Raw genomic sequence first — 17779 nt, 5'->3', positions numbered from 1 at the left:
TAATATATTAATCAATAAAAATCCCCATTTATCAATTAACTTATATTAGAACATACAACCATGAAAAAGATCATCATACTTGCAGTAGCTTTATTATCAACAGGAATCGTGTTTTCTGCCACCGTTTTAAACAAAGAAAACAACGCTAAATCTGAGATAGTTAAAATCGGGAAAACCGCAACAACTGGGCACAATGTTGCTAACGACGCTATTGCAACTGCTGACTAAATATATTTTTTGAAAAATACCCGGAGATTGGTTTGATTGCTTTTCTCCGGCAGATACTGCGGATAATCTTCTCCGTGGTATTATTTAGCCACGATCATCTTCTTACTCAATTGCCTACCGGCAACCTGCATAACATACACATACACACCGGGCGATAAGCCGCTCAAAGTTACTGTTACCTCGTGGTAGCCTGAGTTGTAAAACTCATTGGCCAGAATATTTTTTACTACTGCGCCAGTCATACTGTAAAGCTGCATATTAACTTTGCCCGACTCGGATAAACTAAAACCAATTGTGGCAGTATTTGCGGCCGGGTTTGGAAAGTTTTGACTAAGCCCCACTAGTAACAACTTACTCTCGATAGCTGCGTTAATAGCGTCAAACCATACATAACCAATCAACTTATCGCCCTGCGCATTTGGATGCAGGCCATCTGCCTGATAAAGCTGAAAATTGCGCCCCATAGCCGCATTAATATCGGCCAGATAAATATGATTTTGCTTAACCAGGCTTTTATAGCCGGCATTTATGCGTGTAACGTAGCTGTTGGTAGTTTTTAACGTTGGGTTACCTTTATCATTAACAAATTGCAACGTACCTATTATAGGGATCAAATTATTCTTCAGGCATTTCTCAATCATAGCTTGCATGTTTTGCTGTGTGGTTTTTAACGCAGCGTTAATTTTTGATGTGGTCAATCCTGGCGTATTGGCAATTAGTAAAGCGTCATTCAATCCCATTAAAATACAAACAAACCCGGTTCGGCCGGCTATTGCCAAATCAAAGCGTGCCAGGCCCTGGGTGGTAGTTTCGCCCGAAACGCCCCAATTGGTAATTGATATATATTTACCGGTATAACAGTATTGAAAATTTTGTTGCAGATATGGCTGGAACGAAAAGCCGTTTATACCGGCAACAGTGCTGGCACCAAAAGTGGTAACAATAATGCTATCCTTACTGTAAAATTTTGATGCAACGCTACAGCTCGGAGCCTGGGCCCAGGTACGGGATATTAAACACAGGAAAAGGAGGAAAAGTAAAGTTTTTTTACAATGACCCATTTTGAGTTTTAACATTTAATAGCCTAATCTGTAGCTAACTATGCAAATATACAACCATAAAATTATTTTACAGCCATTTGTTTGCTGATGAATCAATTTTGACAATTTCAATAATACAAAAAATAACTGTTTTTTTACAATAACCGCCTTTAATGTGCTGGATAAATAAATTGCACGTTTGTGAAAAAAGTATCACATGCAGCACAATTGCAAAATATGGCGAAAAAATTACGTAGCGTATATTCTACATCCGGGGATTTTTGCGGTTATCAATTATATATAAGGTGTTGGGTATATCCTGATCGGATACACACGATTCAATAAAAGTTTAAATTCTATATTTGCGGTAAAATTTAAATTATGCAGGCGATAAAAAATTATGTAGAAGCTAATAAAGACAGACTGCTGAATGAGCTTTTTGAATTATTGCGTTTCCCATCGGTAAGCGCCGATCCTAAATATAAAGAGCATGTACTTAAAACTGCCGACTATGTAGCGCAAAAGCTAAAAGATGCCGGTGCTGATAACGTGGAGGTTTGCCAAACGGCAGGTTATCCTATAGTATACGGTGAAAAAATTATCGACCCCGCCTTGCCTACAGTTTTAACCTATGGACATTACGATGTGCAGCCACCAGATCCGCTGGAACTTTGGAAAACACCTCCGTTTGAGCCAACCGTGCGCGACGGCAAAATTTATGCCCGTGGCGCCTGCGATGATAAAGGTCAGTTTTATATGCATGTTAAGGCATTTGAGCTAATGATGCAGACCGGTACCTTGCCTTGCAATATTAAATTTATGATCGAGGGTGAAGAGGAAGTGGGATCGGATAATCTGGGTGTTTTTGTAAAAGCCAATAAAGATCGTTTAAAGGCCGATGTGGTTTTAATTTCAGATACCTCGATGATCAGTATGGAGCACCCATCCCTGGAAACAGGTTTGCGTGGTTTATCATATCTTGAGGTTGAAGTTGTTGGTCCGAACCGCGATCTGCATTCGGGTGTTTACGGTGGCGCCGTGGCAAACCCGGCAACCATACTGGCTAAAATGATCGCATCGCTGCATGACGAAAATAATAAAATTGCTATACCAGGTTTTTACGATGACGTGATTGACCTGACTGAAGAGGAGCGTAAAGATTTGAACGCGGCACCATATGATGAAGCAGAATACAAAGCCGACCTTGACGTAAATGAACTTTGGGGCGAAAAAGGCTACACCACTTTCGAGCGTACCGGTACCCGCCCGACTTTGGAAGTGAACGGCATTTGGGGCGGTTATATCGGTGAAGGCGCTAAAACTGTATTGCCGTCAAAAGCTAATGCAAAAATTTCGATGCGTTTGGTACCTAACCAGCACTCTGATAAGATACGCGATTTATTTACCGCGCACTTTTTAAAGATAGCTCCGCCTTATGTAAAGGTAAAAGTAACGCCACACCATGGTGGCGAGCCTGTGGTAACACCTACCGATAGTGTAGCGTTCCGCGCGGCACAAAAAGCTATCGAAACTTCATTCGGTAAAAAACCTATCCCCACAAGGGGAGGAGGAAGTATACCTATTGTGGCTTTATTTGAAGAAGTATTGGGTATTAAAACTGTACTGATGGGTTTTGGTCTGGATAGTGATGCACTGCACTCACCAAACGAGAAATACGACATTTTTAATTACTATAAAGGGATTGAAACCATACCTTTATTTCACAAATATTTTGCAGAACTAAGCAAGTAACAGTGAATGGTGAACCATTAGTAATTGGTGGCTTATAAAATAGGTCAAGTTTATACTTTTATGTTAGGTGTTGCGTTTTTGACTTTTAATTTTTAACTTTTTAATGGATATATCTGTTGTAGTTCCCTTATATAACGAAGTGGAATCGTTGCCCGAACTGACCTCCTGGATCAGCACGGTAATGACCGAAAACCGCTTTAGTTACGAAATTATTTTAGTTGACGACGGGAGCAATGACGGCTCGTGGGAGATGATCCATAAACTAAGCGAAAACAATACCTATATAAAAGGTATACGCTTTCGCCGGAATTATGGTAAATCGGCAGCGTTGAATACGGGTTTTGCCAAAGCCGAAGGTAACGTGGTGATCACGATGGATGCCGACCTGCAGGATAGTCCGGACGAGATACCGGAACTTTACCGGCGCATAACGCAAGAGAAGTATGACCTGGTATCTGGCTGGAAGGCCAAACGTCATGATCCGCTGACTAAAACCATCCCGACCAAATTGTTTAATGCAGCAACACGCAGCATGAGCGGCATACACAACCTGCACGATTTTAACTGCGGGTTGAAAGCTTACCGTAAAGCTGTGGTAAAAAACATCGAGGTATACGGCGAAATGCACCGTTATATACCGGTGCTGGCCAAATGGTCGGGCTTTACCAAAATTGGTGAACAGGTTGTTGAGCACCGTGCACGTAAATACGGTAAAACCAAATTTGGCATGAGCCGTTTTGTGAATGGCTTTTTGGATTTACTTTCCATATTTTTTGTTGGCAAGTTTGGCAAACGCCCTATGCACTTTTTTGGTGCGATGGGTGTTTTGAGTTTTTTGGCCGGGTTTGTAATCGCTATATGGATAGTTTGTGAAAAACAATATCTCATTCATCAAAATGAAGTTAACCATACACATCTGCAATACCGCGATGCTACACAAAACCCATTGTTTTACATTGCGTTGGTCGCGATAATAGTAGGTTTCCAGCTGTTTTTAACCGGCTTTGTATCCGAACTGGTATCACGCAACGGCAGCGACCGCAATCGGTACCAGATCGATGAGGTGATATAATAAGATCTGAGACGTGAGATTTGAGACAATAACCTATCGATCATAATACACTCAGATCTAACATCTCAATACTCATATCTAAATAAAACATGTTTTTCTCCATCATTATACCCTTATATAATCGCCCGCAGGAAATTAAAGAACTGCTGCAAACCTTAACCGCACAAACCTATACGCAGTTTGAGGTTTTGGTTATTGAGGATGGATCGGTAAATGATGCGAAGAGTGTGGTAGCTGGCTTTGCCAATCAACTCGACATCAGGTATTTTGTAAAGCCTAATGAAGGACAGGGCTTTGCCCGTAATTACGGTTTTGCAAAGGCTAAAGGCGATTATTTTATTGTTTTTGATAGTGATTGCCTCATCCCCGAAAATTACCTGGATACGGTTAAAAACTATTTATACCAGCACGACCTGGATGCATACGGCGGCCCTGATGGTGCACATGCCTCCTTTACTCCGATACAGCGCGCCATTAGTTACAGCATGACCTCGCCTTTTACCACGGGTGGGATACGTGGTAATAAAAAGGGTATAGGACAGTTTCACCCGCGCAGCTTTAACATGGGCATATCGCGCGAGGTATGGGAAAAAACCGGTGGTTACATCATCACCCGTTCAGGCGAAGACATTGAGTTCAGCATCCGCATCCACAAAATGGGCTTTAAAATCGGGCTCATACCCAAGGCGATAGTTTATCACAAGCGCCGCACTAATTTTGTAAGTTTTTTTAAGCAATTGCACTTTTTTGGGCGGGCGCGCATCAATATTTACAAGTTTTTTCCGGGCGAATTAAAGCTGGTGCACTTTTTTCCGGCTGTGTTTACATTGGGATTAGTAGCTACAATCCTTTTAAACATCGTTAAATGCCCTTTTATTAACTTTTTAAACGTTTTTTTTGTACTGTACTTTTTGTTAATATTTTTTCATTCGTGGATGAAGAATAAATCAGTAAAAGTTGCATTTTTGAGTATTATTGCTGCCTTTATTCAATTAACCGCTTACGGGCTTGGTTTTATGGAAGATTTGTGGAAGCGGGTAATCATTAAAAAATCGTAGGCTCATGTACCATCCATTTTCTATTGCGGAAACCATCACAGCTGCGTGGAATATTTTTAAAAAGAATTTCATAACCATTATCGTATATTCTATCATCGCGTTCCTGCTTATTTTTATCATGGGGATAGTGATCGGTATATTGATTCCGGCCGGCGATTTTTATACCGAAATGCTGGCTTCTTTCATCCTGTTATTCATACAGGCCTACTCCACATTGGGGTTATACAAACTGATATTTACACTGATAGACAGTGAATACTACGAGTTTGAATTTTCGCAGGTGGTGCCCCGTATTAAAATGATATTGAGCTACCTGGCCGTTGCATTCATTATTGGTTTTTGTGTGGTAACCTACAAAATATTAGTTCTGGATAACCTGTTGGATAACGTTATTGCGCTTACCGCAGCTAATGTAGTGGGCGTTATTATCGGGCTATATCTGATATTGAGATTTATGTTCTTCAACACTTTTGTTGTTGACGATGATTCTGGTCCCATCGAATCATTAAAACAAAGTTTTGCCTTAACCAAAGATTATATGCTCAGGGTATTGGCAATTTTGGGTATCATTGTTTTATTGATCGCCATCCCGATCAAGATCTCGCAATACGTGCCGCTGGTATCCGTTTTTATATTGTTCGCATACCCTTTTGTAAACATTATACTCATCGTAACCTATCGTAAGCTGATTTACAGCCATCAGGATATTGACGACGATGTTACCGAAACCGTTTAACCTATGGGACTAAAGGCCGCATTAAGCAAACCTTTTGCCGCTATTGTTAATATCCGGATAAACAAACTGCGTAAAAATGCGGTAGCGTTACAGCAAAAAACACTTACCAAACTAATAGCTCAGGCAACCAATACCGCTTTTGGTGCAGATCACCATTTTAACGGGATAAAGAACTACGAAGATTTTAAAAAGCAGGTACCCATTCGTGATTATGAAGACCTGCGGCCATATATAGATAGGGTAACCAATGGCGAGGCCAATGTGCTTTGGCCCGGCAAACCCCAATATTTGTCTAAAACATCGGGCACTACATCGGGCGTAAAATATATTCCCATCAGTAAAGAGAGTATGCCTGAGCATATCAAAGCAGCACGTAACGCTTTATTGAGCTACATCCACGAAACCGGTAAAGCTGACTTTGTTGACGGCAGTATGATATTTTTACAGGGCAGCCCCGTACTGGCCGAAAAGCATGGTATAGCAACCGGTCGCCTTTCGGGGATAGTGGCGCACCATGTACCGCAATACCTGCAAAAAAATCGTAAACCAAGTTATGAAATCAACTGTATTGAAGACTGGGAAGAAAAGGTTGACGCCATTGTTGATGAAACACTGAACGAGGATATGCGGCTGATATCGGGTATACCGCCCTGGTGCCAGATGTATTTCGACCGTTTATCCGAAAAAGCAGGCGGCAAAAAGATCAAAGATATCTTCCCCAATTTTAAGCTGTTTGTATATGGCGGTGTAAATTACGAACCTTACCGCGCTCGTATTGAAGAGAGCATCGGCTTTGCTATCGATACCATTGAAACTTACCCGGCATCAGAAGGGTTTATTGCTTTCCAGGATTCGCAGAAAGATAAGGGTTTATTGCTGTTAGCAGATTCGGGTATATTTTACGAGTTTATCCCTGTTGATGAATACTTTGACGCCAACCCAACCCGCTTAAGCCTGGGCGAAGTGGAACTGGATAAAAATTATGCCTTGATATTGAATACCAACGCCGGGCTGTGGGGTTACAGCATTGGCGATACCGTGAAATTTGTATCGAAAGATCCGTATAAAATTATCGTAAGCGGACGCATTAAACATTACATCAGCGCCTTTGGCGAGCATGTTATCGGTGAAGAAGTAGAGCATGCCTTATTAAGCGTGGCTAAAGCCGAAGGTATCGATATCGTAGAATTTACAGTGGCACCACAGGTCAATCCGCCGCAAGGCCAGTTACCTTACCACGAGTGGTTTGTTGAGTTTGGCCGCGAACCCCAGGATATAGCCGCCTTTAGCCTAAAGGTTGACGAAGCATTGCAAAAAAAGAACATCTATTACTTCGATCTGATACAAGGCAACATATTACAGCCATTACAATTGCGAAGTTTACAGAAAGATTCCTTCATCAACTATATGCGCTCAAAAGGTAAATTAGGGGGACAAAATAAAGTCCCCCGTTTGGCAAATGACCGCAAAATTGCCGATGAACTGACGGCTTATATCGCTTAAACTGCTTTAGGCATCTGTTTCTTTTTGTATAAAACATATCCATACCATACAATCGCGCCAAGCAAAAACAGTACCCATAAATTAGCCAGAAAGATAATCACATCATTAAAGCCCGACCATCCGGCAGCCATTGAGTTTTTGAGTTGAGCAAAAAACGGGACCCGAAAATTTGATGGGTCGTCATTGATCACAATTTCTTTGGCAATAGTATTGGTTTGATAAAAACTCAAGCCGATAGTGCTGTATTTCACTGCATAATCAATGCGCTTATTACTAATACGCTGGTCTATCAGGTCATCCTTTAGCGCCATTACACTCTCGGCATTTTTGATCTTAATATTGTTTGTTTTTTGTTGAGCTATGATCTCACTGCGGCTCTGTACCTTCATATTCGATGATAGATAATCGAATGTCAGATCCTGGATATCCATATTGCGTGTATCAGTATAAACGGCCATTTTACCCACCTGGTTCATAAACTCTTCCATTTTTTCTGACGGGACACGAACTACCATGTCAGCGGTAGTAGTATATGATGAAACATGCATTACCGAATCGGTGCTTAAAGCAGTATTATAACTGCGTACAACCGATGATTGCATGGCATGATGCATTACCAACCCGTTATAACTTGTTGCCAAAACTGATACATCCTCGCAGGTGTGCTGCACGTTTTTTACCTTAAAATGCATGCTGGCAGTTTTAACCAATTTCGGAGTGTTTACCGAGGTATCTGTTTTACTTAAAGTGCTTGCTGAATCGGCTGTAGAACGAGCTATCTCATAGTTTTTTTTACCACCGCATGCTGCTAAAAAAAGGGCAAAGCAAGTCCCCAAACAAATAATTTTCGTTTTCATGATATTTAAGATTTAATGGTTTTAGTATTAATGCGGCGCATCCCCCAAAGGTGACCGCCCTTACGCTTTAGTAACCGAATTATTACGAAGATTTTAATTTTATCCGGGTGTAACATCCCGACCAGACGGTAATCATAATACCGGATCATTACTTTTTTTCAGGCTAATTTATCAAGTTAAATACCTGATATATTAACTAATAGTGATACTTTTGTAATTGTAATTTTATAAGCGCCCACGGCGCCGTGTAATCGATGCATCAGGAAAATAACAAAGTAAAAAATATAGCCATACTGGGTTCAACAGGCAGTATTGGCACGCAAGCCTTACAGGTTATAGGTAAAAATCCAGAGCTTTTCAGGGCTTATGTATTAACCGCGCAAAGTAGTTCAACATTACTTATCGAACAGGCTGTTCAATACCTGCCTGCTTATGTTATTATTACCGATACCGACAAATATCCTATAGTAAAAACCGCTCTTGCACACTTGCCCATTAAGGTGCTAAGTGGTCATGGTGCCATTGCCGAAGTAGTTACCCATCCCGAAATTGATACCGTGTTAACTGCATTGGTGGGCTTTGCGGGTTTGGAGCCCACTATTGCCGCTATCGAAGCAGGTAAAACCATTGCGTTGGCTAATAAAGAAACATTAGTAGTGGCGGGCGAATTGGTTACCGATCTGGCTAAACAGCATAACGTCAATATTTTACCGGTCGACTCTGAGCATTCGGCTATATTTCAGTGCCTTGCCGGCGAAGAAAATAATCCCATCGAAAAACTGATCCTGACAGCATCGGGTGGCCCGTTCCGCGGAAAGGACCTGCAGTTTTTAGCAGATGTTACCCGCGCACAGGCATTAAATCACCCTAACTGGGTAATGGGTGCTAAGATCACCATCGACTCAGCCTCGTTAATGAACAAGGGCTTGGAGGTAATTGAGGCCAAATGGTTATTTGATGTAAATGTTGCACAGGTTGACGTGGTGGTACACCCGCAATCTATCATCCACTCGATGGTGCAGTTTGAAGATGGTTCGATCAAGGCGCAAATGGGTTTGCCCGATATGCGTTTACCGATCCAATATGCACTCGCTTATCCGCAGCGCATAAAAAATACATTTAAGCGTTTTGATTTTATGGAGTATCCAAACCTCAGTTTTGAAAAACCCGATCTGGATACATTCCGTAATTTAGCACTGGCATACGAGGCGCTTAACCAGGGCGGTAATATGCCTTGCATCATTAACGCGGCTAACGAGGTTGCTGTGGCCGGTTTTTTAGCCGACAGACTAAGCTTTTTAACCATGACCACGATAATTGAAACCTGTATGCAAAAAATGAGTTTCATAAAGAAGCCACAATTAGATGATTATTTGAATACTGATAAAGAAACCCGCATATTAGCGCAAAATTTAATAAAACAAATGCCGCTGGCGGCAATAACAATTTGATAACAGAATAGATGACGATAGTGATAATGGTAGTCCAGGTGTTGCTGGGCCTTTCAATTTTGGTGATACTGCATGAGTTGGGGCACTTTTTGGCTGCCCGTGCGTTTGGAATAAAGGTTGAAAAGTTCTACCTGTTTTTTGATGCCTGGGGTGTAAGCCTCGTTAAATTTAACTATAAAGGAGTTGAATACGGTATTGGCTGGCTGCCTTTAGGCGGCTATGTAAAAATTGCCGGTATGATCGATGAGTCGATGGATACTGAGCAAATGGCTTTACCGCCCAAGCCTGATGAATTTAGATCAAAACCAGCCTGGCAACGCTTAATTGTAATGATGGGCGGTATTTTTGTGAACGTTGTATTAGGTATTTTTATTTTCTGGATGCTTACCGTTAAATATGGCGAAAGCTATATCCCTAACGATAGCCTTAAATACGGTATTGCACCCGGCAAAATAGGCAAGCATATCGGCCTTAAAGGCGGCGATAAAATAACTGCGGTTAACGGTAAGCCGTTAATAAAGTTTGATGACCTGTTAAGCTCAAAAGTGTTAATGGGTAACTCAACACTTACTGTGCTGCGCGATGGCGAAACCAAACAGATCCTGGTACCTGCCGATATTTTAAATAACGTATCGGATGATGGTATTGGAGAATTTGTTTTGCCGCGAACCAAATTCAAAGTTGACTCGATATTGGTTAACAGCAATGCCCAAAAAGCGGGTTTGAAGGTTGGCGACAGTATTGTGGCTGTAAATAATAAACCTACTGCATTTTACGACCAGGTGGTAGACGAAATAAGGGCTAATCCTAAAAAGAATGTAGACCTGACCATAAAAAGACGCGACTCGCTGCAGCACCTGAGTGCTTTGGTTGGTGCGGATGGTACCATTGGTTTCAATGGTAATAAAACAAAAGAATTACCCGAAACCAAAGTAACATTTACCTTTTTTGGTTCGTTGCCCGTTGGGGCCAATAAAGCGTGGGGTACTTTTGCTGATAATGCCAAAGGTTTAAGTAAAGTATTTAAAGGCGAGGTAAAAGCTACCAAAGCGTTTGCGGGCCCGGTTGGTATTGCAAAAATGTTTGGCGGCGTTATTGATTGGACACGTTTTTGGAGCCTGGTGGGGCTTTTATCAATGGCATTAGCCTTGATGAACTTATTGCCGATCCCGGTATTGGATGGTGGCCATGCCATGTTCCTGATTATTGAGATGATCAAAGGCAGGCCCCTGAGCGATAAATTTATGGAACGTGCACAATTGGTGGGCTTTGTAATTTTAATTACGCTGATGGTGTTTATTTATGGTACCGATATTTTTAGGGCAACAATGCACAAATAAGATTGCATTATCGCGATATAAGCAAAGTCTCTTTCCAACACCGGAAAGGGGCTTTGTTGTTTAATAACATTAACTTTGTAGCATGAACTATTTTGAGTTTTATGAGATGCCCGAATCGTTCGTGGTTGACGCTGTGGCCTTAAAAAAGAAATTTTACGAATTAAGTAAAAAGTATCACCCAGATTTTTACGCCAACGAAGATGACGCTAAACAGCAGGAGATACTGGAGCTATCAACGCTGAACAATAAAGCATTCCAGGTGTTGAGCGACCCTGCAAAACGCACGGAATATATTTTAAAGCAGCATAACCTTTTGCAGGAAGGCGATAAGTACGAGCTTGCCCCCGCCTTTTTAATGGAAATGATGGATATTAATGAAACTTTGATGGAAGCAGAAGATGACGAGCAGTTGGCTGCCATCAAAGTACAGATAACCGATTTTGAAAATGACCTGAACGATGAGCTGGCCAAACATGTTGCCGCTTATCAGGGTGATGATATCGCTACAAAGCAAAAAGAACTGCTGGCCATTAAAGATATTTACTTTCGGCAAAAATACCTGTTGCGAATTAAAGATAGTTTAAATACATTTGCAGCCCGCTAACAAACAACAATAGTTGTTAAGCATGCCCAGCTGGCGGAATTGGTAGACGCGCTGGTCTCAAACACCTGTGGGAAACCGTGCCGGTTCGACTCCGGCGCTGGGTACGAATCCAAAAATCCTCGTTTCTAATTTAGAAACGAGGATTTTTATTTTTATCTAACTCCCATTTCGTTTAAGCATAATGGGGGCATTTTAGTTCGACCCGTTTAGGTATTTATTGCCTGTTCCAACTGCGTACGGTTAGTCGTCATCCTTCTTTTTCTTTTCGGCAATAACGAAAGCACTTCTTCGTGGTGCCGGCATTACGGAGTCTTCACCTTTTACCGATTTCCATACAATCTGGTTCAGTTCCAGATCAGGTGCTTCATCCTCTTTAGCGAAATTAAAGGATTCGGACATTTTCGAACTATTGTTAACCGCTACGTTCCTACTATCTAAGTTTACCCGATTGGCTTTATGCGTATATGGTGTTAAGTCGGGCGTATTGGTAAAGCAATTGTAAAAAGGCACGGCAGCCGCGTCGTACTGGCTCATCGGCGGCAAGCCCAGTATCAATTCGATGGTACGTAAAGCCCCGCTTGTAGAGTACATGGTGCTGTTTACCTGCCCTCTTTTAACATAAGGGCTGATCACTAAAATTGGCGAACGGTGCGCGTCGACATGATCCGGGCCGTTTTGCGCGTCGTCTTCCAATATAATGACAACGGATTCTTTCCATATCTTACTATGCGAAAGATGCTCTACAAACATCCCCACGGCCATGTCATTATCGGCTATAGCGGCGGTTGGTGTTATCTTACCTTTCCGTTGTCCGCTGGTATGATCGTTCGGGAACTTGATGGTGTTAAAATGCGGCACCTCATTTTTTGCTAATAGCGCATCAAAATCTTTGATCCATAAATTACATCGGGTAGTGTCTTTTATCTCAAAATTAAAGGAAGGGAAATCCTTGCAAAAATGCTCATTTAAGGATGGCAGCGTCGCTTTTTTACCATCTGTAAATTCGCCGTAACTCCGGTAACTTATGCCGGCCCTTTTGCAATAATCCCATATAAAGCCGTCCCTTGCCCAGGTGATCTTCCGGCCACCGGCATAGTCGGGGCCACCGCCGCGCTTGCTATAGCTGCTTGGCCAGGTTTTTTCGGTATAGTCGTTGGCATAGGCACCCATGCTCCAGTTGTGGCCATCGGCACTCACTTCCGCATCCACATAAAAATTATCAAGCAACACAAACTCGTTGGCTAAAGCATGGATATTCGGTGTTACCTTTTCGGGGAACAAACATAGTTTAGGGTCACCGTTTCCTTTTTTTACGTCCCCTAATATTTGATCGTAAGTACGGTTCTCTTTGATGATATAAAATACATATTTGATGGGGCTTACCTCACCTGCTTTAAATGGTATGGGGTTGCCCGGTTCAGGGGCCTTTTGCACTTTATTAAAAGGGGTGTTATCATACACCATCTGCGTAAACTGCCTCTGTACCGCCTCTGCCGGTTTATCTATTATTGATAATGTCCCTTTAAATAAACTTGCAATATATTGTACCTCATTTTTTGGCGTAGACCCCTGATGCAGGCCGCTGTCATCACTTTCATCTAAAGGTTGCGGGCCTTTAGGATTTGCCATGCTGGTAAAACCTTTACCGTTAGCCACCCAAATTCGTTTATTGCAGTATTTAACACTGGTTGGGTACCAGCCAGTGGGAATAAAGCCCTCGCTCTTACTTTCACCTGCTTTGGCGACGTTGAAAACTGCCAGGCAATTGTTATCCGCATTAGCGATATACAGCGTCTTTTCATCGTCAGACAATGCCAGGCCGTTGGTTGTTGATCCGGTTAGGTGGGTAGGGTGTACAGCCGCCGAAATGATTTCGATAAGCCTTTGGGTTCGTGTATCAATAACCGATACAGAATTATCGCCACCGTTAGCTACATATAATAAACTTCCTTTTTTGTTTAACAGCAGCTCGTTTGGAGCATATTGGGTTTCGATAGTAGCGGTAATTTGTTGCGTTTGGGTATTAACTACGGCCAGTTTGTTAGCCCCCCAAAGCGATATATATAAACTTATGCCGTCAGGCGATAGTACACAGGCATATGCTTCAGACGTTAACGCGACTTGTTTCGCGATCTTCTTTGTCTGCAGATCTACGATATACAAACTGTTATTTTCTTTTGTAACCGTGTATAACAACCCGCGTTTATCATCCACAGCTATGCCGGTTGGGCCGATCTTTACCGGCCAGGGTTTGCCTAAAAATATCGTGTCGGGTTGAAGCAGCTTTTGATTAGCAACCGGGTAGATCAAAATAAAATTATCGTTGCCACCCGATGCATATAGCTTGTCGTCATCTTCATTAAATTGAAGGCCATACCAGGCTTTGCCGATTACTTTTTCGTCGGTTACTTTTTCCGTCCTGGTGTCTATTAGTTGAATGGTTTGTGTACCCTGGCCATTATTAGTTACCGCAATGGTTTTTTTATTATGCGATACCTGTACATTTAACGGCAGATCTCCCAAAGGTACAGACCTGCCGACCGGGCTTAGCGACCAGCCATTGGGTAGCAACACCTTTTCTGTACCTTTTACTTTACCGGGTATTTGCGCTATAGCGCTTTGCCACAGCATCAATATCAGTATAACTAACCCTCTTTTTACCATTGCCATCGTAGTATTAAAATTAAACAATCCATTTTAGACTGCTGTTAAAAGTAAAGAGAGGAATCCCCGAAGAGATTCCTCTACTAATATACATAAGTACTGTTGCCTAATTAGCAAGAACAGTGATCGCATCCCGCATAAAGTTTCGTTGCTGGCCATAAGCCGTTTTATCCGACGGGCAGGTTGAATCCCAATCCGGGAAGTTAATAACCCCGATGCCGCCTGATATGCCGCCGTTGTCGCCTGCCCCCATCAAATACATGCTTGCCGAACCGCCGCCATCCATGTTCAACGCATATTTAGCGTGGAAATATTGCTGGATAAATTGTGTCGCATCTTTGGTGGTCATGCCATAAAAGGTTGATGCCGGAACATAACAACTGCCACTCCCGATCAGGTTGTTGTTTTCATCCCTTTCAACACCGTCGATACAAATCAGCAACACGTGGTTGTTGATGATCGGCAATGCTACTATACTACGCGCAGCGATGATCACCCGCAAATTATTTGGTGTACCCGATCCCCAGACAACCGGGTTGGTAATTTCGATAGGCACGCTGTTATTAATCAGCATCGGCCCGCCAGACATCATGTATTTATGCAGCGTCGGGCTGAATGGAATTTGCGAAAGATTGCTCAACTCCATACCGGTTGTACCGTCAGAATTAATGTAGAACATACCGTCGTGATAATGCCAGTAGTTGCTTGCCGGATCAATAGCCGACGACCAATAGGTAACATCGTTATTGCGCAGCCACGCAGCTTCGTGCCGTTGCGGACCCGGTGCGTAGACCAATGTCGTTGCAAAGGTGCCGCTCAGCGCCGCCAGTACACTGGTAGGATGCCCGATAATATTGCTGATCGTTGTTTTGTGCGCGCTGTCTACCTGTGCAAAATCAAAATGGTTTACCGAAAGGTCGATATCCAGCACATTAACATTCTGCTCGATATTTGTTGACTGCGATGGCAGCCAAAACCGGTTGCCGGTATAACGATAGCGTGTGATGCCGGTATAAGGGGTAGTTACCACCCAGCCTTCGGTATATTGTACTGCCCGCGTTTCGGGGGTTAACTTACGTATCCGGTTATTGTTGGCGTCGGTTATATAAAAATTGCCTGAATTATCAATGGCGATGGATGTAGGCGTATTAAAAAGCGTGGAGAAGCTGCCATCCGCAAAGCCGCTGTTGTCATCGCCGGCCACTGTCGCCAAAAATCCTGAAGTGCTTAGCCTGCGGATATTGTGGTAGCCGATATCGGCAATATAAATGCAGCCATCATTGGCTACGGTAACGCCGAAGGGCTGGCCCAAAGTAGCCTGCAGGGCCGGGGCATCAACGTCGTAATTAGTGCCGGGTACACCCGCCAGCAATGTAACTACACCTGCTGAGGTAACCTTACGGATACAATGGTTATTACGATCGGCTACGATAATGTTACCCGAATTATCGAGGGCTACGCCCGAAGGAGAGCTAAATTTAGCGGCGCTGCCCGTACCGTTGACATATCCTAATGTAGTTTGCCCTGCAAGTAAGGAGGTGGTGTAAGTGCCCCCACTCAAAATGATCTTTTGAATTCGGTTGTTATGCGAATCAGCAACATATATTTTAGTACCATCGCTGCTAACGGCAACATCTATGGGCCAGTCAAACTGCGTGGTGCCGCTCCCGGCCGTGCTTCCGGCTATGGTTGAAACCACACCTGCAGGAGTAACCTTACGTATCCGCGCATTGTCGCGGTCAGCAACGTACAGGTTATCAGAGCCATCAATAGCCAGCCTTAATGGCGCGCTAAACCGGGCAACGGTAGCGGATCCGTTAGCGGCGCCGGTAACACCAACCGCACCTGCAAAAACCGAAACAACACCACCCGGAGTTATTTTGCGGATCACTTCGTTGTGGTAATCGGCAATAAACATATTGCCGTTGGAGTCAAAAACTATTCCCTCGGGCGCATCAAATTGCGCAGTTAAGGGGTTACCCGATGTGCCATTCGTACTTCCCGCTGTACCGCTTCCGGCGTATGTTGATACGGCAAATGCCGAATCGTTGCTGGCTACAATACCCATGTCTTTTAATTTCATGTTGCCGGCAACGGTGCCGGTTTCTGATGAAGCAGTATCATTAACTAAATTTTTTTTGCACGAGCACAGGAACAAACCCAGTGCCAGGCCTAAAAGCATAAAATTTTTCATACAGTCTTTAATTAGTTTTTTGTTAAAAATGACAGATAACATAAGGCACCTACAGCTGCTGTTTAAACATATGGCTGCTGTTCGGCTGATCGTAAATGCTGGGTATACCTCCTTTCTTTAATTTACAATTTGATCTGTTGCGTCTAATTATAGTTCTCCCCCATGCCTCCTGGAGACAGGGTTATTTAAAGTATTTTTTCAGGATGTTTTCAAGTATCGGCTGCAGCTTTTCCACGAAACGGAAGCTGCCCAGGTCATTCGGGTGGATACCATCTGTGCTGCCCTCGTGGTCGTCGCCCAAAAATCCTTTAGTGTCAATAAAATAAAAGTCTTTAGTGCCTTTTTTGAGCAGCCCATGTGCAATACTATCTATAGCTGCATTTTGGGCGTTGACCATATTGCCCACTTTAGCGTCAATAAACCCGGCTTCGCGGGTAATGCTGTTGATCATGATGACCGGTTTACCGGGATGCGCAGCTTGTATTGCAACGATCATATTTAGCGCCCGTTCTTTCACTACTGCATCAGATGAGTTTGGGATGCAATCCAACACGTACGCATCAGCCTGGATATCGTTGATCATGGCTATAACCGCGGGTTCCATTTTGGCGCTGCCGCTTAACCCCAGGTTCATAAAATTCAAACCGGTCAGCCGCGATAACCTGGCCGGGTAGGCCATTCCGGGCCGGCTTGCCGATGCGCCCTGCACAATGCTTGATCCATATATCAGGATCCGCTTTTGAAATGGCGACGGCATTGCTCTGATACTGGCGTTTGCATCAATACCTATCTCCACATTACTCACCTCGTCGTAAATCGGCAGATATAACAGGCATTCTTTTTCACCCTCAGCCATATTGCTTACCAAAACACCTTCGTTGCACAGCCCATCAGGACGACCAACGCCGGCAAACTGCCATTTACCATCCTTTTTGATGTAAAGGTCAAGCCCTTTATTGGCGATAGCGGTGAGGTTGGGATAAGGTTTGCTGTTGGTTACACACCATTTTGCCCATAGCTGCTTACTGTTGGTGGTAAAACAAACCACCTTACCGGCCGAGTGCGTGAGCAATCGTTTTACCACTGCGGGTATCGCGGGGTAACTGGCGGTATCTACCCGGTGATAGCTATTTTTAGTAGGCATTATATCACCGGCGATAGTTAGATCAGTTGCCTTGGTATAAACTGGCTTTGAAGATTGCGCATAGGCTCCATATTGAAATAGGGCAATGGCAACGATGGTGATCCGAAGAAGTGCTTTCATATTCTGTAGATTTATG

The 17779-nt window shown here is 43.2% G+C and carries 14 protein-coding genes and 1 tRNA gene; 10 read left to right on the top strand and 5 right to left on the bottom strand.

Annotated elements, in window-relative coordinates:
- Positions 1 to 60: 60 nt before the first annotated feature.
- Positions 61 to 228: a hypothetical protein gene (locus tag ACFGVR_RS01650; protein ID WP_448700682.1), complete on the top strand. Its 168-nt coding sequence runs from the start codon at positions 61 to 63 to the stop codon at positions 226 to 228.
- 80 nt (positions 229 to 308) lie between these two features.
- On the opposite strand, the gene ACFGVR_RS01645 is transcribed toward ACFGVR_RS01650, so the two are convergent.
- Entirely contained in the window at positions 309 to 1304 is a 996-nt protein-coding gene (locus ACFGVR_RS01645) for a GDSL-type esterase/lipase family protein (protein WP_448700680.1), read from the bottom strand.
- A 345-nt stretch (positions 1305 to 1649) separates the two neighbouring features.
- Between ACFGVR_RS01645 and ACFGVR_RS01640 the strand changes: the two genes are divergently transcribed.
- The 5 genes from ACFGVR_RS01640 (at position 1650) to ACFGVR_RS01620 (ending at position 7389) form a co-directional block, all read left to right on the top strand.
- The gene (locus ACFGVR_RS01640) at positions 1650 to 3020 is read left to right on the top strand and encodes a dipeptidase (RefSeq protein WP_448700679.1); all 1371 of its coding nucleotides are present in this window, start codon (positions 1650 to 1652) and stop codon (positions 3018 to 3020) included.
- Between the two features lie 103 nt (positions 3021 to 3123).
- Positions 3124 to 4092: a glycosyltransferase family 2 protein gene (locus ACFGVR_RS01635; RefSeq protein WP_448700678.1), complete on the top strand. Its 969-nt coding sequence runs from the start codon at positions 3124 to 3126 to the stop codon at positions 4090 to 4092.
- An 89-nt stretch (positions 4093 to 4181) separates the two neighbouring features.
- Positions 4182 to 5150: a glycosyltransferase gene (locus ACFGVR_RS01630; RefSeq protein ID WP_448700677.1), complete on the top strand. Its 969-nt coding sequence runs from the start codon at positions 4182 to 4184 to the stop codon at positions 5148 to 5150.
- A gap of 4 nt (positions 5151 to 5154) precedes the next feature.
- Positions 5155 to 5886, top strand: a complete 732-nt coding sequence (locus ACFGVR_RS01625; RefSeq protein ID WP_448700675.1) for a hypothetical protein — start codon at positions 5155 to 5157, stop codon at positions 5884 to 5886.
- 3 nt (positions 5887 to 5889) lie between these two features.
- Complete coding sequence (locus tag ACFGVR_RS01620) at positions 5890 to 7389, top strand: GH3 auxin-responsive promoter family protein (RefSeq protein ID WP_448700674.1); 1500 nt, start codon at positions 5890 to 5892, stop codon at positions 7387 to 7389.
- Here ACFGVR_RS01620 and ACFGVR_RS01615 read toward each other — a convergent pair.
- The gene (locus ACFGVR_RS01615) at positions 7386 to 8246 is read right to left on the bottom strand and encodes a DUF4349 domain-containing protein (protein ID WP_448700673.1); all 861 of its coding nucleotides are present in this window, start codon (positions 8244 to 8246) and stop codon (positions 7386 to 7388) included. The two genes, ACFGVR_RS01620 and ACFGVR_RS01615, sit on opposite strands and share 4 nt — an antisense overlap.
- 254 nt (positions 8247 to 8500) lie before the next feature.
- On the opposite strand from ACFGVR_RS01615, the gene ACFGVR_RS01610 reads away from it, so the two are divergent.
- From ACFGVR_RS01610 to ACFGVR_RS01595, 4 genes are all read left to right on the top strand, one after another.
- Positions 8501 to 9697, top strand: a complete 1197-nt coding sequence (locus tag ACFGVR_RS01610) for a 1-deoxy-D-xylulose-5-phosphate reductoisomerase (RefSeq protein WP_448700672.1) — start codon at positions 8501 to 8503, stop codon at positions 9695 to 9697.
- An 11-nt stretch (positions 9698 to 9708) separates the two neighbouring features.
- Positions 9709 to 11037: an RIP metalloprotease RseP gene (gene rseP, locus ACFGVR_RS01605; RefSeq protein WP_448700671.1), complete on the top strand. Its 1329-nt coding sequence runs from the start codon at positions 9709 to 9711 to the stop codon at positions 11035 to 11037.
- Between the two features lie 82 nt (positions 11038 to 11119).
- A complete protein-coding gene (hscB, locus tag ACFGVR_RS01600) occupies positions 11120 to 11641 on the top strand; it encodes a Fe-S protein assembly co-chaperone HscB (protein WP_448700670.1) in 522 nt (173 codons plus the stop codon).
- Between the two features lie 24 nt (positions 11642 to 11665).
- A tRNA-Leu gene (locus ACFGVR_RS01595) sits at positions 11666 to 11745 on the top strand.
- Between the two features lie 136 nt (positions 11746 to 11881).
- Here the strand turns inward: ACFGVR_RS01595 and ACFGVR_RS01590 are convergent.
- From ACFGVR_RS01590 to ACFGVR_RS01580, 3 genes are all read right to left on the bottom strand, one after another.
- Positions 11882 to 14305 (bottom strand): alkaline phosphatase family protein, encoded by a 2424-nt coding sequence (locus ACFGVR_RS01590; RefSeq protein ID WP_448700669.1) that lies wholly within the window; start codon positions 14303 to 14305, stop codon positions 11882 to 11884.
- Between the two features lie 106 nt (positions 14306 to 14411).
- Positions 14412 to 16499: a phosphodiester glycosidase family protein gene (locus tag ACFGVR_RS01585; protein WP_448700668.1), complete on the bottom strand. Its 2088-nt coding sequence runs from the start codon at positions 16497 to 16499 to the stop codon at positions 14412 to 14414.
- Between the two features lie 181 nt (positions 16500 to 16680).
- Complete coding sequence (locus tag ACFGVR_RS01580) at positions 16681 to 17763, bottom strand: SGNH/GDSL hydrolase family protein (protein WP_448700666.1); 1083 nt, start codon at positions 17761 to 17763, stop codon at positions 16681 to 16683.
- Positions 17764 to 17779 lie beyond the last annotated feature (16 nt).

Source organism: Mucilaginibacter aureus, assembly GCF_053514885.1.
Note: the sequence above shows the minus strand (reverse complement) of the source record. Positions and strands in the feature narration are given on the sequence as shown.

Excerpts from the sequence above, each read along its gene's own strand:
- ACFGVR_RS01625 (WP_448700675.1), top strand. The coding sequence starts at position 5,155 with ATGTACCATCCATTTTCTATTGCGGAAACCATCACAGCTGCGTGGAAT.
- ACFGVR_RS01580 (WP_448700666.1), bottom strand. The coding sequence starts at position 17,763 with ATGAAAGCACTTCTTCGGATCACCATCGTTGCCATTGCCCTATTTCAA.
- rseP (WP_448700671.1), top strand. The coding sequence starts at position 9,709 with ATGACGATAGTGATAATGGTAGTCCAGGTGTTGCTGGGCCTTTCAATT.
- ACFGVR_RS01630 (WP_448700677.1), top strand. The coding sequence starts at position 4,182 with ATGTTTTTCTCCATCATTATACCCTTATATAATCGCCCGCAGGAAATT.
- ACFGVR_RS01640 (WP_448700679.1), top strand. The coding sequence starts at position 1,650 with ATGCAGGCGATAAAAAATTATGTAGAAGCTAATAAAGACAGACTGCTG.
- hscB (WP_448700670.1), top strand. The coding sequence starts at position 11,120 with ATGAACTATTTTGAGTTTTATGAGATGCCCGAATCGTTCGTGGTTGAC.
- ACFGVR_RS01585 (WP_448700668.1), bottom strand. The coding sequence starts at position 16,499 with ATGAAAAATTTTATGCTTTTAGGCCTGGCACTGGGTTTGTTCCTGTGC.
- ACFGVR_RS01615 (WP_448700673.1), bottom strand. The coding sequence starts at position 8,246 with ATGAAAACGAAAATTATTTGTTTGGGGACTTGCTTTGCCCTTTTTTTA.
- ACFGVR_RS01635 (WP_448700678.1), top strand. The coding sequence starts at position 3,124 with ATGGATATATCTGTTGTAGTTCCCTTATATAACGAAGTGGAATCGTTG.
- ACFGVR_RS01620 (WP_448700674.1), top strand. The coding sequence starts at position 5,890 with ATGGGACTAAAGGCCGCATTAAGCAAACCTTTTGCCGCTATTGTTAAT.
- ACFGVR_RS01610 (WP_448700672.1), top strand. The coding sequence starts at position 8,501 with ATGCATCAGGAAAATAACAAAGTAAAAAATATAGCCATACTGGGTTCA.
- ACFGVR_RS01645 (WP_448700680.1), bottom strand. The coding sequence starts at position 1,304 with ATGTTAAAACTCAAAATGGGTCATTGTAAAAAAACTTTACTTTTCCTC.
- ACFGVR_RS01650 (WP_448700682.1), top strand. The coding sequence starts at position 61 with ATGAAAAAGATCATCATACTTGCAGTAGCTTTATTATCAACAGGAATC.
- ACFGVR_RS01590 (WP_448700669.1), bottom strand. The coding sequence starts at position 14,305 with ATGGTAAAAAGAGGGTTAGTTATACTGATATTGATGCTGTGGCAAAGC.